Genomic DNA, 22,376 nt, shown 5'->3' with positions numbered 1-22,376 from the left:
AAACGCGGGCCACAGAGACCCGCATCGAATCAGCGCGATAAGCAGGTCACGTCGGAAGGCTTGAGCATTAAAACCGGCACACGAGTAGTTGTAGAACTCGCCGGGCTCTGGTTACTGCCCTCAATGGGGCTGACGGTAAAGCGGGCTTCTGCGAAGCCTGTACAGATCACCCGGGTGTTGAAGTAAGGCACTGTGAATACATGACCGTCCAGCACATCAACTTCGTCGACGGTCCTTGTTGCACTATAAGTGGCCGCTTCAATAGGGTTATTCGACGGGTCAAAACCGGTGAAGGTAAATGTTATTTTCTGGCCCACGACCATGTTCAGGTAGGGCAGGATTTTTACGTCTGCGCCATCGGGGTTTTCATTCGGGCCTAAAACACCATTTGGCGTCAGGTTGAATGTGGGTCCCTCCAGTCCGTCCTGACCGCCAGGCTGGTCCTCTTTGGATCTTGCTGTGACAGCCTGAATCGGGCTTTTGACAGGATTGGGGTTGCCTGCTCGCGAGACGGTAAAGTAGACGGGGATGGCCGCACCTGTCCCTTGAAGCTGAATAAGTTCATTATCAATCGGAATGACCAGATCTTGCTGATTGGCCACGTCCGCCGAGTTGATCTGATGCCACTGCACCTTTACCTGATCCCCCCAGTAAAGATTCAAATCATCATTTACCCGAAAGCCAGGGTTCCAGTTCACCACGCCTCGGCCATTCAGTTCGTAATCATCCTCATCAATAAAGTTATCTTCAGTGTTTGGGTTCTGTAAGCTTGTTCCCTGAACCGTCAGACGGTTGAGCGGTTCCTCGACAGGCAGTGATGTAAATACGTCGATGTCGGTCGTTAGCGATGTACCTACAGGCTCTCCGTTACGGAAGACTTCATAGTGGATTGATACACGGCCTTGGGGAAACTTGTTGATCGCCTCAAAGGGCACGCTCAACGTCAGGACGACGGTCTCATCTTCATCGCCAGGGGGCAGTACGACAGGCGTCAGAGGGTTATTGTCGCCCCAGAACAGCTGGAGGTTATCAAGTGCCGTTGCGCCTTGGTAATGCGGAATGTCGACTAATACCCCCGGCCGCGCCTCACTATAATCCACCACGTCGCCCACCGCCGGGTCGACGATAGGGGCCGGGTAGTCAGAGGGCAGCTCCTGAAGCCTCAATTTCACAGCAACGGTATTCGAGAGAATCGAGGTGTTGCCTGCACGATCAACTACCTTGTAGCAGACCTGTTTTTCGTCCGGCCCCAGGGACTCCAGGAATTCGCGTGTAAAGGTGACTACCACCTTGTCCAGTCCCATGTCATTTTCGTTGACGACGGCGTTTGGTCCCAGGGTATCGCCCCACCGTGTCTGAATAAGGTCGTGTTTTGCCATGCCGGTGTAGCCAGCAATCTGGACGACCAGCTGTCCACCTAACTGTTCGAGCTCGGCGGCAGTCAGACCGTTTTGAATCTCGGCTGGAAACTGTATTGCTGCAAGCTCAGGCGCACCCGGTGGTGTTTTGTCGATCCGAATTCGAAACGGATCCGATCGTTCCTCTACTTGGTTTATCGGATTTTTAATCACATAGGCAATGTCATGGAATCCTTCAGATAATAGGTTCGTTGGCACTTCAAGGCTCAAGGGATCTCCCGGAGTGTGTGAGGGGAGGATCAGCTTCTCCGGGCCCACTTTTTCAGCGTCAAAGACCAGTCGATACGTATAGTCAGGAAGCGCGGCTTGCCATACTTTCAGGCTGACTGGCAAAGGCTCGCTTAATGCGTTGACAGGAATCAGGCCTGGCGTGTCCTCGTCATGAAACGCGACAGCCACATCAGGCGCATCCAGCGGGGCTTTCGGGCCTGTGTATCGATTCTTCGGGATGATAACGGGTTTCAGCAGGTTGTTTTCCTGAAGGCTTTTCATAGGTAAATCCTTTTGTAGTGAAGAAATTTTGTAGGTGTTTTCCTACTTGTCTTTTTAAAGCGGGGTGCTGTTAGTTTGTTTGCTAACGGTTGGCTTCGCTTTCTCAGTCACGTTTTTAAGTAATAGCGTTTTCTGTGTGCTGTCAATGGTGTGATAAGTGGTTTTTTTTATCTGGGCATATAATGTTCTTTCTTAGATGGTTTTAGGTTTATGTCTGTAGGAAATGTTTTATAGCTATTTGGGAAGGCTCCTACAGTTCTAGTAGTGGAGAGGTTGGGTTTTTATGACTTGGATACGATAAGTTCTCGGTCTCAATAGTCGAGGAGATGGACGGTGTCTTATAGAGAAAGTAACGCAAGAAAATTTAGCGGCTGTGTTTTGCAGCTTTCTGTTCTGGCTGCTGGAGTTCTGGCCACTGCGCAGGTTCTGGCAGATGCTCAAAGTCGGGTCAATGCCGGGTATGAGGGTGAAGAAAAAGTATCGGTCATCCTGCCTAATGGGGACGTGCTCAAGGCTGTACCGGTAAACGGCGATGCAGTGACGGTGGGGCCTGATACGCCTTTCGATTCTTACATCGTGAGCAACGACGGCATTCTTAATATTAATGGCGGAAGGACCAGCACGGTCTACGCGACTCAGTCCACCGTCACTATCGAATCCGGAACGGTGGAGAATGGTCTGCACCTTAGCGACAGTGTGTCTACTCTTCATAACGCCGTGGTAAAGAATGACTCAGGTTTCGGTATCTCTCTGGGTGGAGTCAAAGGCTCCGATAAACCGGGCTCTGAAGCTTCTATTTTTTCGAGCAGCGTGTCGGGATTGGAAGTAGGTATTGCGGTAGGGCTGTGGGGCGAGCTGTACCTTGCTAACACGCAGCTGCATGGGTTCGCATCGCAACGTGGAAGAGGTCAGGGGATTCTTTCTTCGGGGGGAGACGTTTTTATTACCCAGCGTAGTCATGTTGTGGGTGACCTGAATGGCCTCAACATTACTGACGGATCGGATGGCGGGGGCTCGGACGAAAGTCTGAAGGGAAACGAATCCTACACGCTTATCGATGACTCTATTGTCGAGGGCTTGAGTGGTGCGGCTATCAAAGTCGATCATCGTGTATTGTTCGACATTGAGGCAGATATCGATGTGCAAAACCATTCCGAGCTGTGGTCCGGAAATGGCAATCTGCTGGAGGTCGAAGATCACAGTACTGCCAACTTCAACGTCGACAACAGCACCCTCAATGGCAACCTCTTCGCCGATGACACCAGCACCCTGAACATCACGCTGCAAAACGGCGCGCAATTGAATGGCGACATCGTCAATGGCAATTCGCTGGCGATTGCCTCTGGCAGTCAATGGCAGATGCAGGGTGACAATGCCGTCAGGTCGCTCGCCCTGCAAGGTGGCAGTGTGGCGTTTGCTGGCGAAGGGTTTCATACACTTTCTCTGAACGAGTTGTCAGGGTCTGGCACGTTCGGTTTACGCGTGGACCTGGACAACGGCGTCGGAGACCTCATCGACGTTAACGGCAAGGCCAGCGGGCAATTCGGTCTGCAGGTGCGTAACACGGGGGTTGAGGTTGCATCGGCTGATATGCAGCCGCTCAAGGTGGTGCATACCGACGGTGGCGACGCGCAGTTCAGCCTGCTGGGCGGGCGGGTCGACCTGGGCGCCTATTCGTATCTGCTGGAGCAGCAGGGCAATGACTGGTTCATCGTCGGTAAAGACAAGGTCATAAGCCCCTCGACCCAGAGCGCTCTTGCTCTTTACAGCGCGGCACCTGCTATCTGGATGAGTGAGCTTTCGACCCTGCGCTCGCGCATGGGCGAGGTACGCGCAAGCGGCAAGGCGGGCGGCTGGATGCGCGCCTATGGCAACAGGGTTAATGCCACGACCAGTGAGGGTGTCGACTATCGGCAGAAGCAAAGTGGTCTGTCGCTGGGTGTCGATGCGCCCGTCGAGGTCAGCAATGGCCAGTTGGTGGTGGGTGTGCTGGGGGGGTACAGCACGTCCGATATCGACCTGAGCCTTGGTACTACGGGTAAAGTCGACAGCTACTATGCAGGCGGTTATGCCACCTGGCTGTCGGATGATGGCTATTACGTTGACGGCGTGCTCAAACTCAACCGTTTTCGCAATAAGGCAGATGTAGCCATGAGCGATGCAAGCAAGGCCAAAGGTGACTACACCAACAACGGAGTAGGGGGCTGGGTAGAGTTCGGCCGCCACATCAAACTGGCGGACGATTACTTTCTCGAACCGTTCGCTCAGTTGTCCAGCGTTGTCGTGCAGGGACAGGAGTTGCGTCTGGACAACGGCATGAACGCGAAGAATGAACGAACCCGGTCGTTCCTGGGCAAGGTCGGGACCTCGCTGGGGCGTACGGTTGCACTCAAGGACGGAGGGGTGCTGCAGCCTTATGTACGTGTCGCTGTTGCGCAGGAGTTTTCGCGCCGTAACGAAGTGAAGGCCAACGATGTGAAATTCGACAACAGCCTGTTCGGTTCGCGTGGCGAACTGGGGGCCGGGGTATCGGTGTCGCTGTCCGAGCGCTTGAAACTGCACGCAGACGTCGACTACATGAAAGGTCGGCATATCGAACAACCCTGGGGAGCGAATGTGGGGCTACGCCTGGCATTCTGATCTCCAGGGCCGACGCCTTAGCAACACCAGAGCCCCCGGTGAGTGATCACCGGGGGCTTTTCAGTTACTGATCGGTAAACCTGCGTTTGCGTTGCTTCTGTCGGGACGAGATGGGCGCTGAGTAGTTAACGTTCACCCGTAACACTGGCGATGTACCGATCAGCCGTTGATCACGATAAAGCTCGTAATACAGATCAACCAGACCGTACTGAATATAGGGTGTGAAGTTGTAGGAAATGCACAGCACTCGTACCACGCTGTTTTCGCCTACCCGATGGAAAAGCGTTGTCGATGACAGGTTTTTTCCCCAATAAAAATGGATTTCGTCACCCCAGCACATTTTGACTGAGCCGGGGATATGGATGGTAATGCCCGCATGTGCCTGTTCGTGACTGATGGAATCAGGGTCGATGTTAGGCAGCACAGGTGCTTTCAGCGTGTTGGAAATGTCGGATGGAAGGTGGAGGGGGCTCGCGTGTCGGTAGAGGCTCTCATGGGGTGGGGCTTCTTGAACAGTGCTCGCACTGTCGGGATTGTTTTTTTCTTTTTGGGTGCGCGCCGCTACATCCGTGGATTGTTCTTTATCCATCGTAAACTCTTTTATTGACGTTAAGTTGAGTTGTTATATATGTGCCGGCAGTTGTCGGCAGCGGAAATATTACAAGGCACATAAGTGTTCAGGTCAAGGGGGCTGCGCACTCCAAAGACTTGTCCAGGTTGTGTAAGGCTATGCGGTTACATTTGGTATCATGTGTGTAATAAATGAGTGGTTATTAGTGTTGAGGATCCTGTAAATAAAGGGGGTACTCAACGGTGGGTGTTTTTTTTGAGACATTTTTCGAATCGAAAACCTGTAGGACATTAACTACAGATAAATCTTACAGGAGGTAAAAAAGTGTGTTTTGGCTAAATTCCCACTTATGCGTAGGAATATTCACTCAACTTTATCATTAGGGTCTCGCACATGTTAGCGTGCGAAACCGTCAAGGTCGTGGGCAGAAATGTAGGTTGCTGTGCTTTGTCTGCAATGGAAGCACCGCAGAGTACAGGAGCCGCGATGTATTGGATGTGCGTTCAGTGAACTCATGATTGATCGTGATCTGATCGCTGTCCAGGCTCCAGCAGCAAGGCCAGGTCGAAATCTGCAGAGGGCAGGTTTGTCAGCGGCTAACCTCATCCATGTGACGGAGATTCTGGTTAGACACCACAGGGCACACCACTGAACATGTTCACTCGGATCGCACACAGAGACCGTAAAGGGTAATAAGTAATTGACGTATTAACTTGTTTTAACTGATAAGTGCGTGCATTGCCCGCCTCCAGCGGGTAATAGTACTTTGCTGCTGTGGCCGGTATAAAAGAAAAGTTTTGCCAGGTCTTCAGGGGGGTATTTCCTATCGACTTGATGAAAGACAAGTGACGGTGCACCTGTAACAGCCCGGAAAAAAGCCCCGACCAACCGAAGTTTGTCGAGGCTTGGCAAACAGCTTCAAACCTCAGCGATTAAACCGTTCCACCAGCGAATACTGCGAGTTGGCCGTATCGGTCAGTTCGCCACTCAACACTGCCGAGCGTTGGGCTTCGTCCGATGTCTGGTCAGCCAGGCTGGCGATGGTGGCAATGTTGCGGTTGATCTCCTCGGCCACGGCGCTTTGCTCTTCAGTGGCGGTGGCGATCTGGGTGGTCATGTCGGTGATGTTGGCGACCGCCTCGCTGATGCCCACCAGCGCCTGATCCGCCTCCAGTACCCTGGCTACGCCTTCCTCTGCCTGACGGCGACCTGCGTCCATGGTTTGTACTGCATCGTTGGCGGTCTGCTGCAGCTTGGCAATCAGGCCATGAATCTGCCCTGTGGACTCTGCGGTTCGCTGCGCCAACTGGCGCACTTCATCCGCCACGACCGCAAAGCCGCGGCCCATCTCGCCGGCGCGCGCTGCTTCGATGGCGGCGTTGAGGGCCAGCAGGTTGGTCTGATCGGCGATGCCTTTGATCACATCGACGACACCACCTATTTCATCACTGTCCTTGGCCAGTCGCGTCACGGTCAGGCCCGTTTCGCCTACCGAGGTGGACAGGCGCTGAATGGCTTCGCGGGTCTCACCAGCGATGTCGCGGCCGCGACGAGTCAATTCGTTGGCCTGCTGGGTGGCGTCGGCTGCACGATTAACGTGGCTGGCGACTTCCTGAGTCGTCGCGGCCATCTGATTGATAGCGGCAGCAACCTGCTCGGTTTCCACGCGCTGGCGCTCCAGTCCGGTCGAACTGGCATTGGCCAGCGAATTGGATTGACGCGCCTGGCTGGTCAGGTGTTCGGCAGTGTCCTGCAAACGCGTCAGGCAGGTTTTCAGACGCGCCTCCTGGCTGAGGATCGACATTTCCAGGCGCGCCTGCGGGCCTCGGCTGTCGGTATACATCTGTGCGATCAACGGGTCAGAGGTGGTCTGTTCGGCCAGGCGCAACAGACGTTTGGTGCCACGCTGTTGCCAGGACAGCCCAAGCAGCCCCAGCGGCACAGACAACGCCGCCGCCAAGGCAAAGCCCCATTGCGAGTTGAGCCACACCCCGATCAGGAAGCTCAATTGACTGACCAGAATGAACGGCAGCCAGTCTTGAAGTATCGGCAGCCACTTGTCGCGGTTCGGTATGGCGCTCTTGCCCTTGTTGATTCGGGCGTAAAGCGCCTCGGCGCGGCGGATCTGTTCGGCGGTCGGTTTGATGCGCACCGACTCGAAGCCCACCACTTTGCGGTTTTCCAGCATCGGCGTCACATAGGCGTTGACCCAGTAATGATCGCCGTTCTTGCAGCGATTCTTGACGATGCCCATCCACGGCTGCCCGGCTTTGAGCGTGGTCCACATGTGCTCGAAAACCGCAGGCGGCACATCCGGATGGCGCACGGTGTTGTGCGCGGCACCGAGTAATTCCGCCTCGCTGTAACCACTGATGTCGACGAAGGCATCGTTGCAATAGGTGATCGTGCCTCGGGTGTCGGTGGTGGAAATCAGTCGCTGTTCGGCAGGAAAAGTCCGCTCATGTTGAGTGATGGGCTGGTTGTTGCGCATGGGGTTTCGATCCTTCGATCCGGAAGACTATGGCGTGTTATCGGCTGGTGTGTCGATAAATTGAGTGGTGCGTCACAAATGACCGGAGAGTCAGCTTCAGTGCGCCAGCATCGGGTAGGTGAACAGGCCGAAATGCACCAGATTCAAACCAAAGTGGCTGATGACCGCAGCCTGCAGGCCGCCAAAACGAAACGCGATGCCATAACCTGCGCCTGCAACGCCCGCCAGCAGCATCCATTCAACGCCGGCCACCGCGTGAGCCAGCCCGAACAGGCTCGCAGCGAGGGTGATCGACAGCGCAGTCGCAAATCTTGAGCCGTTGAAAAAGCGCTGCAGGCCACCTTGCAGGTACGCGCGGAAAAACAGCTCTTCGGTCAGGGTCACCAGCAACAGATTGTTGAGCAGCCATATCAGGCCCTGAGCAGGCCATTTGGGTGTCCAGCCAACAACGTTGAGGACGACCGCTGCCGTCATGCAGAACGCTGACGTCACGATCAGTGCCAGCACGCCCGTTTGCAGCGAATGGGCGACGTCGACTTTTGGCACAATCCACGGGCAAGCGAGTATCAGCCAGAGGCCGATCAGCGGTTTGTCCAGATTCAGGTCCATGGAATAGACCGCCGCGTCGGCGGTGAATCGGGTCGCTTCGATAACGTTGGCGTTATTGAAACCGGGTGCCAGATGTGATGCCAGTGCCAGGCTGGTCATGATGAACAGCCCGTGGCCGCACACACGGATGGAAGGATGAGGCGAACGAGTGACGCATAACCAGGCAACGAGCAACAAGCCGAAACTCGCAGCCGAGCAGGGCGCAAGACTGCCATGGTACAACGCCAGCGCGTAGCCGGTGCTCAGAAGACAGAGAACCAGCCAGTGCCTTGTGGTCATGAAATGTTTCCTGCTTTTGGACGCGGAGGATTCTATCCGACGTTCAGGGAAGCAGGTTTGAGCTTATACAAATCTTCATGCGCGAACCTGCCCCTTCCGCAGGGCACAGGCTCCATTCCCGGGTATCAGGCATTGCCTGTCAGGACGCGATCAGCTGTCGCAACACGTAATGCAAAATGCCTCCTGATTTGAAGTATTCCACTTCATTGAGCGTATCAATGCGGCACAGCACATCGACCGTTTCCTTGCTGCCGTCCTCGCGGTCGATATGCAGGGTCAGGCTCATGCCGGGTTGCACATCGGCGTGGGTCAGCCCGGTGATTTTCAGGGTTTCCTTGCCGGTCAGGCCGAGGGTCTTGCGGGTCTGGCCGTTCTTGAACTGCAGTGGCAGTACGCCCATACCGACCAGATTCGAGCGATGTATCCGTTCGAAGCTTTCGGCAATGACCGCCTTGACGCCCAGCAGGTTGGTGCCTTTGGCCGCCCAGTCGCGGCTTGAGCCGGTACCGTATTCCAGACCGGCAATGATCACCAGCGGGGTGCCTTCCTTCTGATAGCGCATGGCAGCATCGTAAATCGCCAGCTTCTCGCCGGACGGCACATGCACTGTATTGCCGCCTTCCTCGCCACCGAGCATTTCATTGCGGATGCGGATGTTGGCAAAGGTCCCACGCATCATCACTTCATGGTTGCCGCGGCGTGAGCCGTAGGAGTTGAAGTCCTGATACTTGACGCCTTTCTCCTGAAGGTAGCGCCCGGCGGGGCTGTCGACCTTGATATTACCGGCGGGCGAGATGTGGTCGGTGGTCACCGAGTCGCCCAGTAAGGCGAGGATGCTCGCGTTTTCGATGTCTTCGATAACCGGCAGTGGACCGCCGATGTCTTCGAAGAATGGCGGGTGTTGAATGTACGTGGAGTCATCCTGCCAGACATAAGTGGCCGCCTGCGGCACTTCGATGGCCTGCCATTGTTCGTCACCGGCGAAGACTTCGGCGTATTCCTTGTGGAACATGCCGGTGTTGACGCTGGCCACCGCGTCGGCGATTTCCTGCTGGCTTGGCCAGATATCGCGCAGGTAAACCGGTTTGCCATCCGACCCCTCGCCCAGCGGTTCGCTGCTGATGTCGATGCGCACCGAGCCTGCCAGTGCGTAGGCGACCACCAATGGCGGTGAGGCCAGCCAGTTGGTCTTGACCAGCGGATGGACGCGGCCCTCGAAGTTGCGGTTGCCCGACAGTACGGAGGCGACTGTCAGGTCGGACTGCTGAATGGCTTTTTCGATAGGCTCCAGCAGCGGGCCGGAGTTACCGATGCAGGTGGTGCAACCATAGCCCACCAGATCGAAGCCCAGCGCGTCGAGGTATTGAGTCAGGCCTGCTGCATTGTAGTAATCAGTCACGACTTTCGAGCCGGGTGCCAGCGAACTTTTCACCCAGGGCTTGCGCTGCAGGCCTTTTTCGACAGCTTTTTTCGCCACCAGCCCGGCGGCCATCATCACGCTGGGGTTGGAAGTGTTGGTGCAGGAGGTGATTGCCGCGATAACTACGGCACCGTCTTTCAGGTGATGGGTCTGGCCGTTGTGCTCATACTGGGTTTCGCCGCTGACCTGAGCCTCGTTGCCCACCGCGACACCGCCGCCGCCTTCGCTTTCAAGGCGACCTTCATCGACCTTGGCGGGCTTGACCTGCAGACCGAGGAAATCGCTGAATGCCTTGGACACATTCGGCAGCGCGACACGATCCTGAGGGCGTTTGGGGCCTGCAAGGCTGGCTTCCACCGTGCTCATGTCCAGCTCCAGACTGTCGGTGAACACCGGCTCCTGACCTGCCAGACGCCACAGGCCCTGTGCCTTGCAGTAAGCCTCGACCAGTTTGACGGTTGCGTCGGGGCGTCCGGACAGACGCAGGTAGTCAAGTGTCACATCATCGACCGGGAAGAAACCACAGGTCGCGCCATACTCCGGTGCCATGTTGGCAATGGTCGCGCGGTCTGCCAGCGGCAGATCAGCCAGCCCGTCACCGTAGAACTCGACAAACTTGCCCACCACGCCTTTCTTGCGCAGCATCTGGGTTACGGTCAGTACCAGATCGGTGGCGGTGATGCCTTCTTTCAATTTGCCGGTCAGTCTGAAACCGATGACTTCCGGGATCAGCATCGACACCGGCTGGCCGAGCATCGCCGCCTCTGCTTCGATCCCGCCCACGCCCCAGCCCAGCACGCCCAGGCCATTGATCATTGTGGTGTGGGAGTCGGTGCCGACCAGAGTGTCGGGGAACGCGTAGGTGCGACCGTCTTCTTCCTTGGTCCATACGGTACGACCCAGGTATTCAAGGTTTACCTGATGGCAAATGCCGGTGCCGGGCGGTACTACGCTGAAGTTATCGAAAGCACTCTGGCCCCAGCGCAGGAACGCGTAGCGTTCACCGTTACGCTGCATCTCGATATCGACGTTCTCGCCGAATGCCTCGGGGTTGCCGAACTTGTCGACCATCACCGAGTGGTCGATCACCAGGTCTACTGGGGACAGCGGGTTGATACGCTGTGGGTCACCGCCAGCCTTGGCCACGGCAGCACGCATGGCGGCCAGGTCGACTACCGCCGGTACACCGGTGAAATCCTGCATCAGCACGCGGGCGGGGCGGTATTGAATTTCCCGGTCCGAACGGCGTTCGGTCAGCCAGTCGGCGATGGCTTTGAGGTCATTGCCGGTTACCGTCTTGTTGTCTTCCCAGCGCAGCAGGTTTTCCAGCAGCACCTTGAGTGACATGGGCAACCTGTCCAGATCGCCCAGCGATCGGGCCGCCTCCGGCAAGCTGAAGTAGTGGTAGGTCTTGTTATCGATTTCCAGCGTTGCAAGGCTTTTCAGGCTATCGAGGGAGGGCATGAATGTCTCCTTTCAGGAATGTTCTCCGAACATCGGTTAATGCGCTCCATGTGCATCAGGTCGGGAGCGCCGCATCAGGCTTCAGGTTCTGTGGACTGTTCGGCTGCACCAGTGGTTCCTGGATTGGGCTATCATGCGCGGCTTTCAAGTCTGCGGGGTTACGCCCGAGTGCCCATTGCCCAGGAGTAACCCATGAATACACTGTTTATGCATTGCAGACCCGGTTTTGAAGGCGAAGTCTGTTCGGAAATATCCGATCACGCCGCACGCCTTGACGTTGCCGGGTATGCCAAGGCACGTCCTGACACGGCCTGCGCCGAATTCATCTGCACCGAGGCGGATGGTGCCGAGCGGCTGATGAGCGGCCAGCGCTTCGATCAGTTGATCTTTCCCCGGCAATGGGCTCGTGGCCTGTTCCTCGATTTGCCGGAGACCGATCGGGTCAGTGTGATTCTTGCGCAGCTTTCGGCGTTCCCGACCTGCGGCAGCCTGTGGCTGGAGGTGGTGGATACCAATGATGGCAAGGAACTGTCGAATTTTTGCAAGAAGTTCGAGGCACCTTTGCGCAAGGCTCTGACTCAGGCTGGCAAGCTGGTGGATGATCCGCGCAAGCCGCGTCTGCTGCTGACGTTCAAGAGTGGTCGTGAAGTGTTTCTAGGTGTGGCCGAGGCCGATAACTCCGCAATGTGGCCGATGGGCATCCCGCGCCTCAAATTCCCCCGCGAGGCACCCAGCCGTTCTACCCTGAAGCTCGAAGAGGCGTGGCACCATTTCATTCCCCGAGACCAGTGGGACGAGCGTCTTTCCGGTGATATGACCGGCGTGGACCTCGGAGCTGCACCGGGTGGCTGGACGTATCAACTGGTGCGCCGGGGCATGCTGGTGACTGCCATCGATAACGGACCGATGGCAGAAAGCCTGATGGACACAGGCTTGGTGCAGCATCTGATGGCTGACGGTTTCACCTACAAGCCTCGTCACCCTGTGGACTGGATGGTCTGTGACATCGTCGAAAAGCCTGCCCGCAATGCGGCGCTGCTGGAAACCTGGCTGGGTGAAGGCCTGTGCCGCGAAGCAGTGGTCAACCTCAAACTGCCAATGAAACAGCGCTACGCGGAAGTGCGCCGACTGCTCGACCGCATCGAAGAAGGCTTTCAGGCGAGAGGGGTACGGGTGGCCATCGGCTGCAAACAGCTCTACCACGACCGCGAGGAAGTCACCTGCCACCTGCGCAGGCTCGACGTCGCCAAAACGGCGAGAAAGTGATTTCTTACTTTAAAAAGCGCTTTTGACTACCGTGCCGAGCGTCGGCACGATAATCATCCCCCTGACACCACAGAACCGCCGTGTGACGCGGAGCGTCACGAACTGCATGCCGACGCGGAGCGTCGGCACGATAGTCAATAATCATCCGTGCTTTTAGCCAAACAGCTCTAAAACGCTTTTCACCGCGATGGCCCAGACGGCGCAGAGTGCGACGTAAGTGACGGCTGAGTCCTGGCGCTGATCCGGGGGTAGCCTGGCAGGACGCCAGGCTAGCCGCACCGGGCCATGGATGGCCCGTTGCGGCGACCCGCGGATCAGTGTCAGGACGAAGGAACCCGACGCAGTCGGGCCGGAAACGGAGCCAGGGGGTTTGGTTACTTTGGCCCCATCAAAGTAACTCGCCGAGGGGCGAAAAGCTGATCTGAGTCGAACCCCAATCCCTCTGACATCACAGAACCGCTGTGTGACGCAGAGCGTCACGAACTGCATGCCCACGCGGAGCGTCGGCACGATAATCAAAAGCTGACCTGAGTCGAACCCCAATCCCCCTGACATCACAGAACCGCCGTGTGACGCAGAGCGTCACGAACTGCATTCCAGCGCGGAGCGTCGACACGATAGTCGTCCGCGCTTTTAACCCAACAGCTCAAAAAACGCCTATCACAAGCACCACTCAACAAAACCCCACGATAGCCTTGGTCTCCAGATACTCTTCAAAACCCTGCACACCGTACTCGCGGCCGTTACCCGAACGCTTATAGCCACCGAACGGAGCCATCGGGTTCCAGGCGGGATAATTCAGATGCACCTGCCCGGCACGAATACGCGAAGCGACCGAACGTGCCACAGCAAGATCCTGACCCTGTACATGCGCGCCGAGACCGTAGACCGTGTCATTGGCGATCGCCACGGCCTCGTCAACCGTGTCGTAGGCAATCAGGCACAGCACCGGGCCGAATATCTCTTCCCTGGCGATACGCATGGAAGAGTCCACTTCGGAAAACACCGTTGGCCTCGTATAGAAGCCTCGCTCATGACCGTTCACACGTCCTGGACCGCCGCAGACCAGCTTCGCGCCTTCGCTCAGCCCTGCATCGATCATGGCCTGTACGCGGTGGAACTGTGCCTCGTTGGCAATCGGCCCCAGAACTGTGCCTTCCGACTGCGGATCACCGACAATAATCGCCCCGGCCGTCTCGGCGGCCAGCGCTTCGACTTCTGCCAGCCGGCTCCTGGGCACGATCATCCGCGTCGGCGCACTGCACGACTGGCCAACATTACGGAATGCGGCCATCACACCGGGTGGCACGGCTTTGGCGAAGTCGGCGTCAGGCAATAGGATGTTTGGCGACTTGCCGCCCAGTTCCTGGGTTACCCGTTTGACGGTCAGTGCGGCAGCCTGCGCAACCAGTGCACCTGCGCGATTGGAACCGGTGATCGAGATCATGTCGATGTCAGGGTGCGCCGCCATCGCACCACCTACTTCGGGGCCGCTGCCATTGACCAGATTGAATACCCCCGGTGGCAGACCGGCGTCATGCACCAACTGTGCGAACAGTAAGGCGCTCAGCGGCGACAGTTCGCTGGGTTTGAGCACCACCGTACAGCCAGCGGCAATGGCCGGGGCAACTTTTGCAGTGATTTGATACAACGGCCAGTTCCATGGCGTGATCAGGCCGCACACGCCAATGGGCTCGCGTTCAATCGCCGTGCCGCCTTCGACGTTCTGGAAGCGATAGGTTGCCAGCAGGTCACGCGCAACACGCACATGTTCTGCGGCAAGCGGTACCTGCATGGCCCGCGCAGAACTGATCGCAGCGCCCATTTCCAGCGAGATCGCCTGCGCCAGTTGCTCCTTGCGCTCGAGAATAAGTGCATGGATCCGGCCGATTATCTCGGCCCGAACGTGCGGTGGTGTGCCGGACCAGCCCGCAAAGGCTGCGCGTGCTGCCGTAACCGCCCGGTCGACATCGGCGGCTGTGCCGCTTGCGACATGCGCCACGACCTCTTCAGTTGCAGGGTTGATTACCGCAATACTGGTCGGGTCGAGCGGCGCAGACCAGCGGCCATCGATATAGAATTTCTGCGCAGTGTCGGGGTCGACGCGATGGCTGTTCAAGGACTGTGTGGTCATCCAGCGGGCTCCCTGGAGCGATGATGGGCAAGGCCGGGCCATTTGAGATCGGGCCGTTCGATAGCCATAAGCTAACAAAGCGTTCGGGATAAAAAGCGCCGATCTGCGGAGTTGCAAAGAATATTCTGCTGTATGCATCCCGCTAACATCGCGGACCTGTTTCGGCGCTTTATCCGCGCTGATTTCAGCCAATCGCCTGAGTCACCAGCGCAAACTGCCGTACGTCACGACTCGATGGCGGAGGCGTCCCGAGCACCATACGCGGTGCCCTGTCGACACATGGCAGGCCCAGGCGCTCAAGCCACGGTGCCAGTCCGCAATCAGCCAGAATGTCGAAGCGCACGAACATGCCGGGAATTCGGTGCAGCAGGTGGGCAATCATGCGCCGGGCCTGATCTGCATCATGGGCGACCAGCGGGCCGATGATATGACCCCGGCCGAAGCGGCGCAGCAGGGCGATACCCTGTAATTGCCCTTGGTGTTCGATACCGACCGCCTGCTCTGCATCGCGGAGCAGATCGGTCAGCACAGCGGTTCGGTCCAGACCGCTGCCTGCGTTGGCCAGCCTGATCAATTGCGCATGGTCCGCTGCGCCAAGTGAGCGAATGGGCAAACCGTCGCTCGGTGTCGTCAGGCCTGACCCATTAGGAATGCCCTGATGCTGCTGGATTCGCGCAAAATCGACGAAACCAAGGCTGCGATAAAGTGGCGCGCCCAGTTCTGTGGCGTTGAGGATGGGTGTGCGCGGTGCGGTTGCGTCAATGCACAGGTGCATCAGGCGGCGGCCGATGCCTTTGCCCTGATGCTCATCGCTGACAATCACCAGGCCGATCGATGACCAGTCGCCCTGATGGCAGGTGAATGCCACGCCAACCAGTTGGCCGTCATGCTCGGCGACAAAACCTTCGGAGGTGCGTTGCACCATCGCCCAGTCCTCTTCGCGGTGCGGCCATTTGAGGTTGAGCGAAAGGGCATGCGCGGCCGGAATGTCCGCTGCAGTCACCGGGCGATATCGATAGTGTGCATCTGGGGTCGCCGACATGGGGGCTCCGTTATAAAGGTCAGGATCGGTTCGGCTCATACGAGTTTGCCGCTACTCATCAGGCTGGACGTGAACGGCATCGCGATGGCCGTCGGGTCGGTAAAGCGGCGAATATCGAACGGGCTGATCAAGGTGCGCGTGCTGCCGGTGCTGATCAGTTCGGCCATCACATCGCCGACGCCGGGCCCGAGCTGGAAGCCGTGGCCGCAAAAGCCGAACGTATAGAACAGACCGTCCACCTTGCCGCTACGGCCCATGATCGGCAGTGAGTCCGGTGTGTAGCTCTCGATGCCGCTCCAGACACGGATGATGTTCAGCTTCTCCGCGCCCGGCAAAAGGCGTTTCATTTGCTTCATCTGGTTGATCAGGCTTTCCGGCTTGAAAAAGGCACGGCGGTTGATCATGTCCGGGGTGATGCGGTTACCGCCGCCGATGATGATGTTGCCGCGCGGGATCTGCCGGAAATAGATCACTTCTTCCTTGATTTTGGTAAATACCCCGATCACCGTCGGCATTGCGTAAGGCACCGGTTCGGTCACCGACATCTGAGGGCCGTTCGGCTCAAGGGGGACCGGTTCGCCGAATTGCTCCGCCAGTCTGGCCGCCCAGGCTCCGGCAGTGATGAGCAACTGTTCGGCGATGAATAATTGCCCACCGGCAGTGGTGACATGAAACTCACCGCCCACCTTCTGCACATTGAGCACCTCGGTGCGCTCCTCGATTCTGGCCCCGGCCCGGATCGCCGCCCGGGCAAATGCCGGGGCCGCCAGGCGTGGGTTGGCATGGCCATCGTGAGGCGCATGGGAGCCGCCTTTGACTTCAGGCCCAAGGAATGGAAAACGTTCATGCAGGGCCTTGCCGGAGAGAATCTGCAAATCCAGCTCTCGCGCTTCCGGGGCCGCGGCGTAAGCTTCCAGTTCAGCGATTTCGTCATCGCGATAGCAGACCCGCATATGCCCGCTGGGGATGAACTCCAGATCTTCGCCGATCAGCTCCGGCAGGCGTTTCCACAACGCCCAGGAACGATTGGACAGCTCCAGCTGGCCGAGAAACCGTCCCTGGCGGCGCACGTTGCCGAAATTCACTCCGCTGGCGTACTGGCCGATCTGGTCTCGTTCCAGCAGGGTTACCGAGCGACCGTGCCGGCGCAGGAAAAAAGCTGACGACGAACCCATGAAACCGCCGCCGATAATCAGAACATCACTTTTTTGTCGGGTCATGAGCTGCTTCCGGCCATGTTCAATTCATCGCCCGCTGCGGGCCAGAGCTTCGATTTCGATCAGATAGCCGTGGTGCAACTCCGCGACCGGCACCACAGCGCGGGCCGGACGATGTTCGCCCAGATAGCCTGCGTAGATCCGGTCGAAAGCAGGCCAGTGCTGGATACCTGCGACGTAGACCGTCACCTTGAGCAGATCATCCGTGCCGCAACCTGCGGCACTCAGTATCGCGAGCAGATTGTCCAGTGCAATCGCGGCCTGGACCTCGAACGGTTGTTCGACGCTGGGGCTGCCATCGGCGCGCACCGGGAGTTGCCCGGACACATGCAGCGTGCCCTGATGCAACACAGCCTGTGAATAATGCCCGCCTGGCGCAGCGGCCAGTGCCGTGCGAATCAGTCCGATATCACCAGCCATGCAGGCGACTCCAGGTGTGGACTGCGCCGTCGGCATCGCAGGCGTGGTAGTTCGGGAACTGCGCACCGGTGGCGCAGGCGTGGTTGGGCAGAATGCGCAATCGGCTGCCGATGGGGAAACACGCAGTGATGTCTGCGTGGCTGTCTGCGGCAAGCGTGATGATGCCGTGCTCCTGATTGGCACCGGTCACCCGCGCGCCTTCGATCCACTCACCGGTTTCCGCACACACCTGGCCGTAGCCGAAATCCTGACGCTGGCGTTGGGTGCCACGGTCCCGACTCATTGCCATCCAGCCCGCGTCGACAATGATCCAGCCCTTGTCCCGCTGGTGGCCGATGACCGTGGTCAGCACGCTCAGAGCCAGTTCATCTTTCCTGCACACGCCAACGTTGTGCATCACCAGGTCGAAGAATACATAGACCCCGGCGCGCACTTCGGTGACGCCTTGCAGGCTCTGCGCCGACAGCGCGGTAGGCGTCGAGCCGATGCTGACTTCCGCACAGGGCAGTCCTGCCTGGCGAATGCGCTCGGCAGCGCAGACACAGAGCCTGCGCTCCTGTTCAGCCAGGGCTTGCAGCGCTTCAGGAGTGTCGAGGTCGTAACTGGAGCCGGCATGGGTCATGACCCCACGCAGGTGCATACCGCCCTCGACCAGGGCTCTCGCGACTTCGACAAGCGAGGGATCCTCCACGGTCAGCCCGGAGCGATGACCGTCGCAATCGATTTCGATCCAGACGTCGAAGCGCTCGTCATGGCTCTGACCGAAGGCGACTATCGCCTGGGCAGCTACGACGCTGTCGGTCAGGATGCTCAGGCGGCAGCCGCTGCGCCGCAGTCTGAGCGCCTGATCCAGTTTGCCGGGGGCAATGGCGACGGCATAGAACACGTCATCGATACCTTCGGCAAAGCAGTGTTCGGCCTCCTTCAGGGTCGACACCGTGACGCCGCTGGCACCTGCGGCAATCTGCGCCTGAATGACCGGCAGGGACTTGCTGGTCTTGACGTGCGGACGCAAACGCACGCCCAGGCCATTCATGCGTTGTTGCATGCGCAGGATATTGCGCTGCATGCGCGGTATATCAAGCAACGCAACAGGCGTATCGAGAGAAGACAGGGAGGCTGACATGGGCTGAGCTCGGGTGACAGGTATGGCAGTGAGTCTACTCACGGATAATGAAGCTGTGGTTCAATGTGGCGTCATCAATCCTTAAACTGAACTGAATGATTGCCTTTGAAGACCTGCGCCTGGCCGTGGCCTTGTCGCGCTGTGAGTCGCTGAGCGCTGCCGCCAGGGTTCTGAATGTCTCGCCGCCCGCGCTGTCGATGCGCTTGCGCAAGCTGGAGGCGCAGTTGGGCATTACCCTGGCCAATCGCGATGCCAGGCGCCTGAGCCTGACGGCCGATGGCGAACGTTTCGCACGGGAAAGCGCGCATTTGCTGGAGCAGCTGGAGGCTCTTCCGGAATCCTTCAGGCAGCGCGACGAACGACTGGCGGGCACGCTGCGTCTGGCAGCGCCGTTTGGTTACGGTCGCCAGCGCATCGCGCCGCTGCTGGCACGCTTTGCCAAACTGCATCCGCAATTATGTCTGCACCTGGACCTGCGTGAAACGCCATGGCCGGATCGTCATGACAGCGACGCAGTGATTCACATCGGCAGCCTCAATGACAGCCTGTGGATCGCCAGACCGCTGGCACAGAATCATCGCTGGCTGTGCGCCAGTGCGGCGTATCTCGAGCAGCATGGCGTGCCCTCGACGCCTGAAGAGCTGGCCCGTCATCGCTGTATCTGCATTCGCGAAAACGATGAAGACGTCACCCTGTGGCACCTGAGCAAGGGCCAGGTGAAGAAGACGCTGCGCATCGAGCCGGCGCTGCTCAGCAACGATGGCTCGGTCGCCCGGCGCTGGGCCGAGCAGGGGGCGGGCATCGTGTTGCGCTCGCAGTGGGACGTCAGCGATGCCATTGCCAGCGGCAGGCTGGTGAGGGTGCTGGCCGATTGGCAACTGGCCAGCGCGCCGATCAACCTGCTGGTGCCCGTGCGCAAGCACCGCAGCGCGCGAGTGCAGGCGCTGATGGAGTTTCTGGAGACGGCCTTGAAGGCCTGATTCAGGAAAACACCGGTGCGCTGTTGGTCGCAGGGTTGAATACCTCAATTGACGCTCACGGCAACGCGCGGGTATAAACCGCGTCTTGTGTTTTTGTCGGATTTTTCTCCATGAGCTTCAGCCCCCTGATTCGCCAGTTGATCGATGCCTTCCGCGTACTGCCGGGCGTCGGTCAGAAAACCGCTCAACGCATGGCGTTGCAGCTGCTGGAGCGCGACCGCAGCGGTGGTTCGCGACTGGCGCAGGCGCTGGGACAGGCGATGGAGGGCGTTGGGCACTGCCGCTCATGCCGCACGTTGACCGAAGAGGAACTCTGCCCGCAATGCGCAGATCCGCGTCGGGATGACACGCTGCTGTGTGTGGTCGAAGGCCCGACGGATGTCTATGCGGTAGAGCAGACCGGTTATCGCGGTCGCTATTTCGTGCTCAAGGGCCATCTGTCGCCGCTCGACGGCCTGGGCCCGGAAGCCATCGGCATTCCGCAGCTGATGGAGCGTATCAGTCAGCAAGGTACGTTCACTGAAGTGATCCTTGCCACCAACCCGACCGTGGAAGGCGAAGCGACGGCGCACTACATCGCTCAGTTGCTCCACGACAAGGGCCTGATCGCTTCGCGCATTGCCCACGGCGTACCGCTGGGTGGCGAGCTGGATCTGGTCGACGGTGGCACCCTGGCGCATTCGTTTGCAGGGCGCAAGCCGATTGCGCTGTGATGCCGGCCAGCGCTGCCGCTAATCAATAGCGCGGCGTAATGTCTCGTTCTACAGGCGGGGCATCAGGGTCCTGACCTGCCGGGAACTTGCCTTTCAGGTGCCAGGCGAACGCAATGATTTCGGCAATCGTGCGGTACAGCGGCTCGGGAATACTGTCGCCCAGCTCCATGCGTGCCAGCAGCTTGACCAGTTCGGCGTTCTCGTAGATCGGCACTTCATACTCGCGGGCAATGGCCAGAATCGCCTCGGCCAATTGGTCGTCGCCCTTGGCGCTGAGTGTCGGAGCGTGCTGGCCGTCATAGCTGAGGGCAATAGCCTGGCGCGGAGTGTGGTCGGGTAGGCTCATCAGGCGTTCTCGTCGATCCAGCGTTGTTCAAGTGCGGTGCGCGGTCCGCTTGGCGGTGCGCCGTGACTGCAGGCCAGCTCGCCCACCGCCAGGCCGCACGCTATCAGCCGTTCGCGCAGATACCCCAGCTCATGTTCGATCAATGCTGCGCTGTCGGGACGCTCGGCCCACAGTTGGCTGGACAGCGTGCCGCGCAGCAACTGCGCGTGCACCTGCAAGGGCCCCAACGGCTCGAGGTCGAACGCCAGATCGACTTTCCAGAGCTTTTCCCGGGTGTCCTTGATGTCGACATCGTCGCGGTCTTCGGCAGCTTCCTGATCAGGCTTGTCTTCGCGCTGCACCTTGACCTGCAACGGTACGATGTCGTGTGCGTTGCGCATGGGTACTTCCAGCTGCCAGGTGGTTACCTGAGTGCCATCAGCGTTGGTACGGGTCTGTTCCAGTCCGCCCAGTTGGTGGCTTTGCAGGCGCGAAACGGCGGCAGCGGCCAGCTTGAGCAGAATCTCCAGATCCTCTTCCTTCTCGCCACCGCTAACATTGCGCGACGGCAGGGGAAAGCTGCTCGGCTGGGTTCGGGCGGCGACCAGTCCGAGAGTGCCCAGCGCATTGCGAATCGAATTGGGCATGGCACGAGCGAGGGTATTGGACGCCGCCGCGGCGCCGTAAGAGGTGTTGTCCGGCAGGCCGGGGAGGATCTGCGCGATCAGGCGCATCAGGTTGGCTTTCATGTCCGGCAGCTGCGCGGGGTTCAGGCCGGCAAGCAGCTTCGCTTCCATAAATACCCCGCTGGCATTAAGTGCCTGGGCGACGCCTTTCGGGGTGCTCATCTGCTCGATGTCGGGCAGATCGGCCAGGAGCTGGTTAATGCTGGCTTGCAACGGGGCGCTGATTCCTGAGTTGCCGGCATTGGCAGGGCTGGCCGACTGCAGGTTTTGCAAGGCATTGATCAGGTTATCCAGCGAGCCCTGACGGTTTTGCTGAGCGGCCAGTTGCTGCGCCACGGCCAGTTGATCGAAGCGGCCGGGCAGGGCAACGAAGTTGAGCGCCTGGTTGCCTTGTACCTGCGCGCTCAGCAGACTGCCGACCGTCAGCGGCTGCGGACTTTCGATGGTCAGGCTGGAACCCGCCAGCGCAGTATTGAGCAGCATGACGATGGACCGGTAAACGGGTGTCGCGGCGGCCGGGTTCTGCGCGGCCAGCTGATTGACCGCCTGCGCGATCACTTGGCTGGTCATGACCTTGCCCTGCAACAGCGTGCCGACCGGCAACTGCTGCGTATCGATGCTGGTCATCGAGTTTTTCAGTGCGCTGTTGATCTGTTGCAGCGTCAGGGTCAGCTCGTTGGGTGACGCCTGCGCCACTTGCAGCAGGCTGCCGGGCGTGAACGGTACGCTGCTGGTGACCGGCAGGTTGGTCAGGCTGCCATTGGCGAGTACCAGGCGCAGCAGCAACTGGAAGTTCTGGTTGACCTGCTTGAGGGTCAGCACTTCGGCGTCGACGGTTTCGCCTTCGGGAATCAGATTTTCCGCCGATTGCAGCAAGGTCAGCACCTGGGCAGGGGAGATGCCGGCGCGCAGCAGTGTGGTGGTCGGGATTGTCGCCGGAACGCTGGTGATGTCGCCTGTCATTGAAATATCGACCTGAGGAAATTGCCCCTTTGATAACAGGACTCGCATGTATAATACCGGCCGAAACCGGACCGGCCGTCATTAACTTCTCTTCATGTAACGGCCGCATCAATTCTGACT

General features: G+C 58.7%; 16 protein-coding genes. 4 read left to right on the top strand and 12 right to left on the bottom strand.

Features of this window, described 5'->3' with window-relative positions:
* Positions 1-29 precede the first annotated feature (29 nt).
* Complete coding sequence (locus MME58_RS17455; protein WP_054985624.1) at positions 30-1,910, bottom strand: hypothetical protein; 1,881 nt, start codon at positions 1,908-1,910, stop codon at positions 30-32.
* A 744-nt stretch (positions 1,911-2,654) separates the two neighbouring features.
* Between MME58_RS17455 and MME58_RS17450 the strand changes: the two genes are divergently transcribed.
* Positions 2,655-4,550: an autotransporter outer membrane beta-barrel domain-containing protein gene (locus MME58_RS17450; RefSeq protein ID WP_407075145.1), complete on the top strand. Its 1,896-nt coding sequence runs from the start codon at positions 2,655-2,657 to the stop codon at positions 4,548-4,550.
* Between the two features lie 64 nt (positions 4,551-4,614).
* Here the strand turns inward: MME58_RS17450 and MME58_RS17445 are convergent, their stop codons facing one another.
* The 4 genes from MME58_RS17445 to acnA form a co-directional block, all read right to left on the bottom strand.
* Positions 4,615-5,139, bottom strand: coding sequence for a hypothetical protein (locus MME58_RS17445; RefSeq protein WP_055006959.1), 525 nt, complete (start codon positions 5,137-5,139; stop codon positions 4,615-4,617).
* Positions 5,140-6,046: 907 nt separating this feature from the next.
* Complete coding sequence (locus MME58_RS17440) at positions 6,047-7,612, bottom strand: methyl-accepting chemotaxis protein (RefSeq protein ID WP_054985626.1); 1,566 nt, start codon at positions 7,610-7,612, stop codon at positions 6,047-6,049.
* Between the two features lie 96 nt (positions 7,613-7,708).
* Entirely contained in the window at positions 7,709-8,500 is a 792-nt protein-coding gene (locus MME58_RS17435; protein ID WP_055006960.1) for a CPBP family intramembrane glutamic endopeptidase, read from the bottom strand.
* Positions 8,501-8,639: 139 nt separating this feature from the next.
* On the bottom strand, positions 8,640-11,384 hold the full coding sequence (acnA, locus tag MME58_RS17430; RefSeq protein WP_055006961.1) for an aconitate hydratase AcnA: 2,745 nt from the start codon (positions 11,382-11,384) through the stop codon (positions 8,640-8,642).
* Between the two features lie 192 nt (positions 11,385-11,576).
* Between acnA and rlmM the strand changes: the two genes are divergently transcribed.
* On the top strand, positions 11,577-12,650 hold the full coding sequence (gene rlmM, locus MME58_RS17425) for a 23S rRNA (cytidine(2498)-2'-O)-methyltransferase RlmM (protein ID WP_054985629.1): 1,074 nt from the start codon (positions 11,577-11,579) through the stop codon (positions 12,648-12,650).
* Positions 12,651-13,323: 673 nt separating this feature from the next.
* Here rlmM and MME58_RS17420 read toward each other — a convergent pair.
* The 5 genes from MME58_RS17420 to MME58_RS17400 all read right to left on the bottom strand — a co-directional run bounded on the left by MME58_RS17420 (position 13,324) and on the right by MME58_RS17400 (position 18,589).
* Positions 13,324-14,784 carry an aldehyde dehydrogenase family protein gene (locus MME58_RS17420; RefSeq protein WP_054985944.1) on the bottom strand — a complete coding sequence of 487 codons (1,461 nt, stop codon included), beginning with the start codon at positions 14,782-14,784 and terminating at the stop codon, positions 13,324-13,326.
* 184 nt (positions 14,785-14,968) lie between these two features.
* Complete coding sequence (locus MME58_RS17415; RefSeq protein WP_055007174.1) at positions 14,969-15,826, bottom strand: GNAT family N-acetyltransferase; 858 nt, start codon at positions 15,824-15,826, stop codon at positions 14,969-14,971.
* A gap of 35 nt (positions 15,827-15,861) precedes the next feature.
* A complete protein-coding gene (locus MME58_RS17410) occupies positions 15,862-17,046 on the bottom strand; it encodes an NAD(P)/FAD-dependent oxidoreductase (protein ID WP_055007175.1) in 1,185 nt (394 codons plus the stop codon).
* A gap of 24 nt (positions 17,047-17,070) precedes the next feature.
* The gene (locus MME58_RS17405) at positions 17,071-17,463 is read right to left on the bottom strand and encodes a RidA family protein (RefSeq protein ID WP_054985947.1); all 393 of its coding nucleotides are present in this window, start codon (positions 17,461-17,463) and stop codon (positions 17,071-17,073) included.
* Positions 17,453-18,589, bottom strand: coding sequence for a DSD1 family PLP-dependent enzyme (locus MME58_RS17400; protein ID WP_055007176.1), 1,137 nt, complete (start codon positions 18,587-18,589; stop codon positions 17,453-17,455). Before MME58_RS17400 ends, MME58_RS17405 begins: the two co-directional genes overlap by 11 nt.
* A gap of 95 nt (positions 18,590-18,684) precedes the next feature.
* Here MME58_RS17400 and MME58_RS17395 point away from each other — a divergent pair, with 95 nt between their 5' ends.
* Positions 18,685-19,569: a LysR family transcriptional regulator gene (locus tag MME58_RS17395; protein WP_055007177.1), complete on the top strand. Its 885-nt coding sequence runs from the start codon at positions 18,685-18,687 to the stop codon at positions 19,567-19,569.
* A gap of 110 nt (positions 19,570-19,679) precedes the next feature.
* Positions 19,680-20,282, top strand: a complete 603-nt coding sequence (gene recR, locus MME58_RS17390) for a recombination mediator RecR (RefSeq protein WP_054985950.1) — start codon at positions 19,680-19,682, stop codon at positions 20,280-20,282.
* A 22-nt stretch (positions 20,283-20,304) separates the two neighbouring features.
* Here recR and MME58_RS17385 read toward each other — a convergent pair whose 3' ends face one another.
* Together MME58_RS17385 and fliK are read right to left on the bottom strand one after the other, a co-directional pair.
* The gene (locus MME58_RS17385; RefSeq protein WP_003370273.1) at positions 20,305-20,628 is read right to left on the bottom strand and encodes an EscU/YscU/HrcU family type III secretion system export apparatus switch protein; all 324 of its coding nucleotides are present in this window, start codon (positions 20,626-20,628) and stop codon (positions 20,305-20,307) included.
* Positions 20,628-22,256, bottom strand: coding sequence for a flagellar hook-length control protein FliK (gene fliK / locus MME58_RS17380; RefSeq protein WP_054985951.1), 1,629 nt, complete (start codon positions 22,254-22,256; stop codon positions 20,628-20,630). The genes MME58_RS17385 and fliK overlap by 1 nt, the downstream gene beginning before the upstream one ends.
* Between the last annotated feature and the right edge of the window lie 120 nt (positions 22,257-22,376).

The sequence above is a fragment of the Pseudomonas syringae pv. tagetis genome (genome assembly GCF_022557255.1).
Lineage (GTDB): Bacteria > Pseudomonadota > Gammaproteobacteria > Pseudomonadales > Pseudomonadaceae > Aquipseudomonas > Aquipseudomonas caricapapayae.
This window is presented reverse-complemented; position numbering and strand designations above follow the sequence as displayed.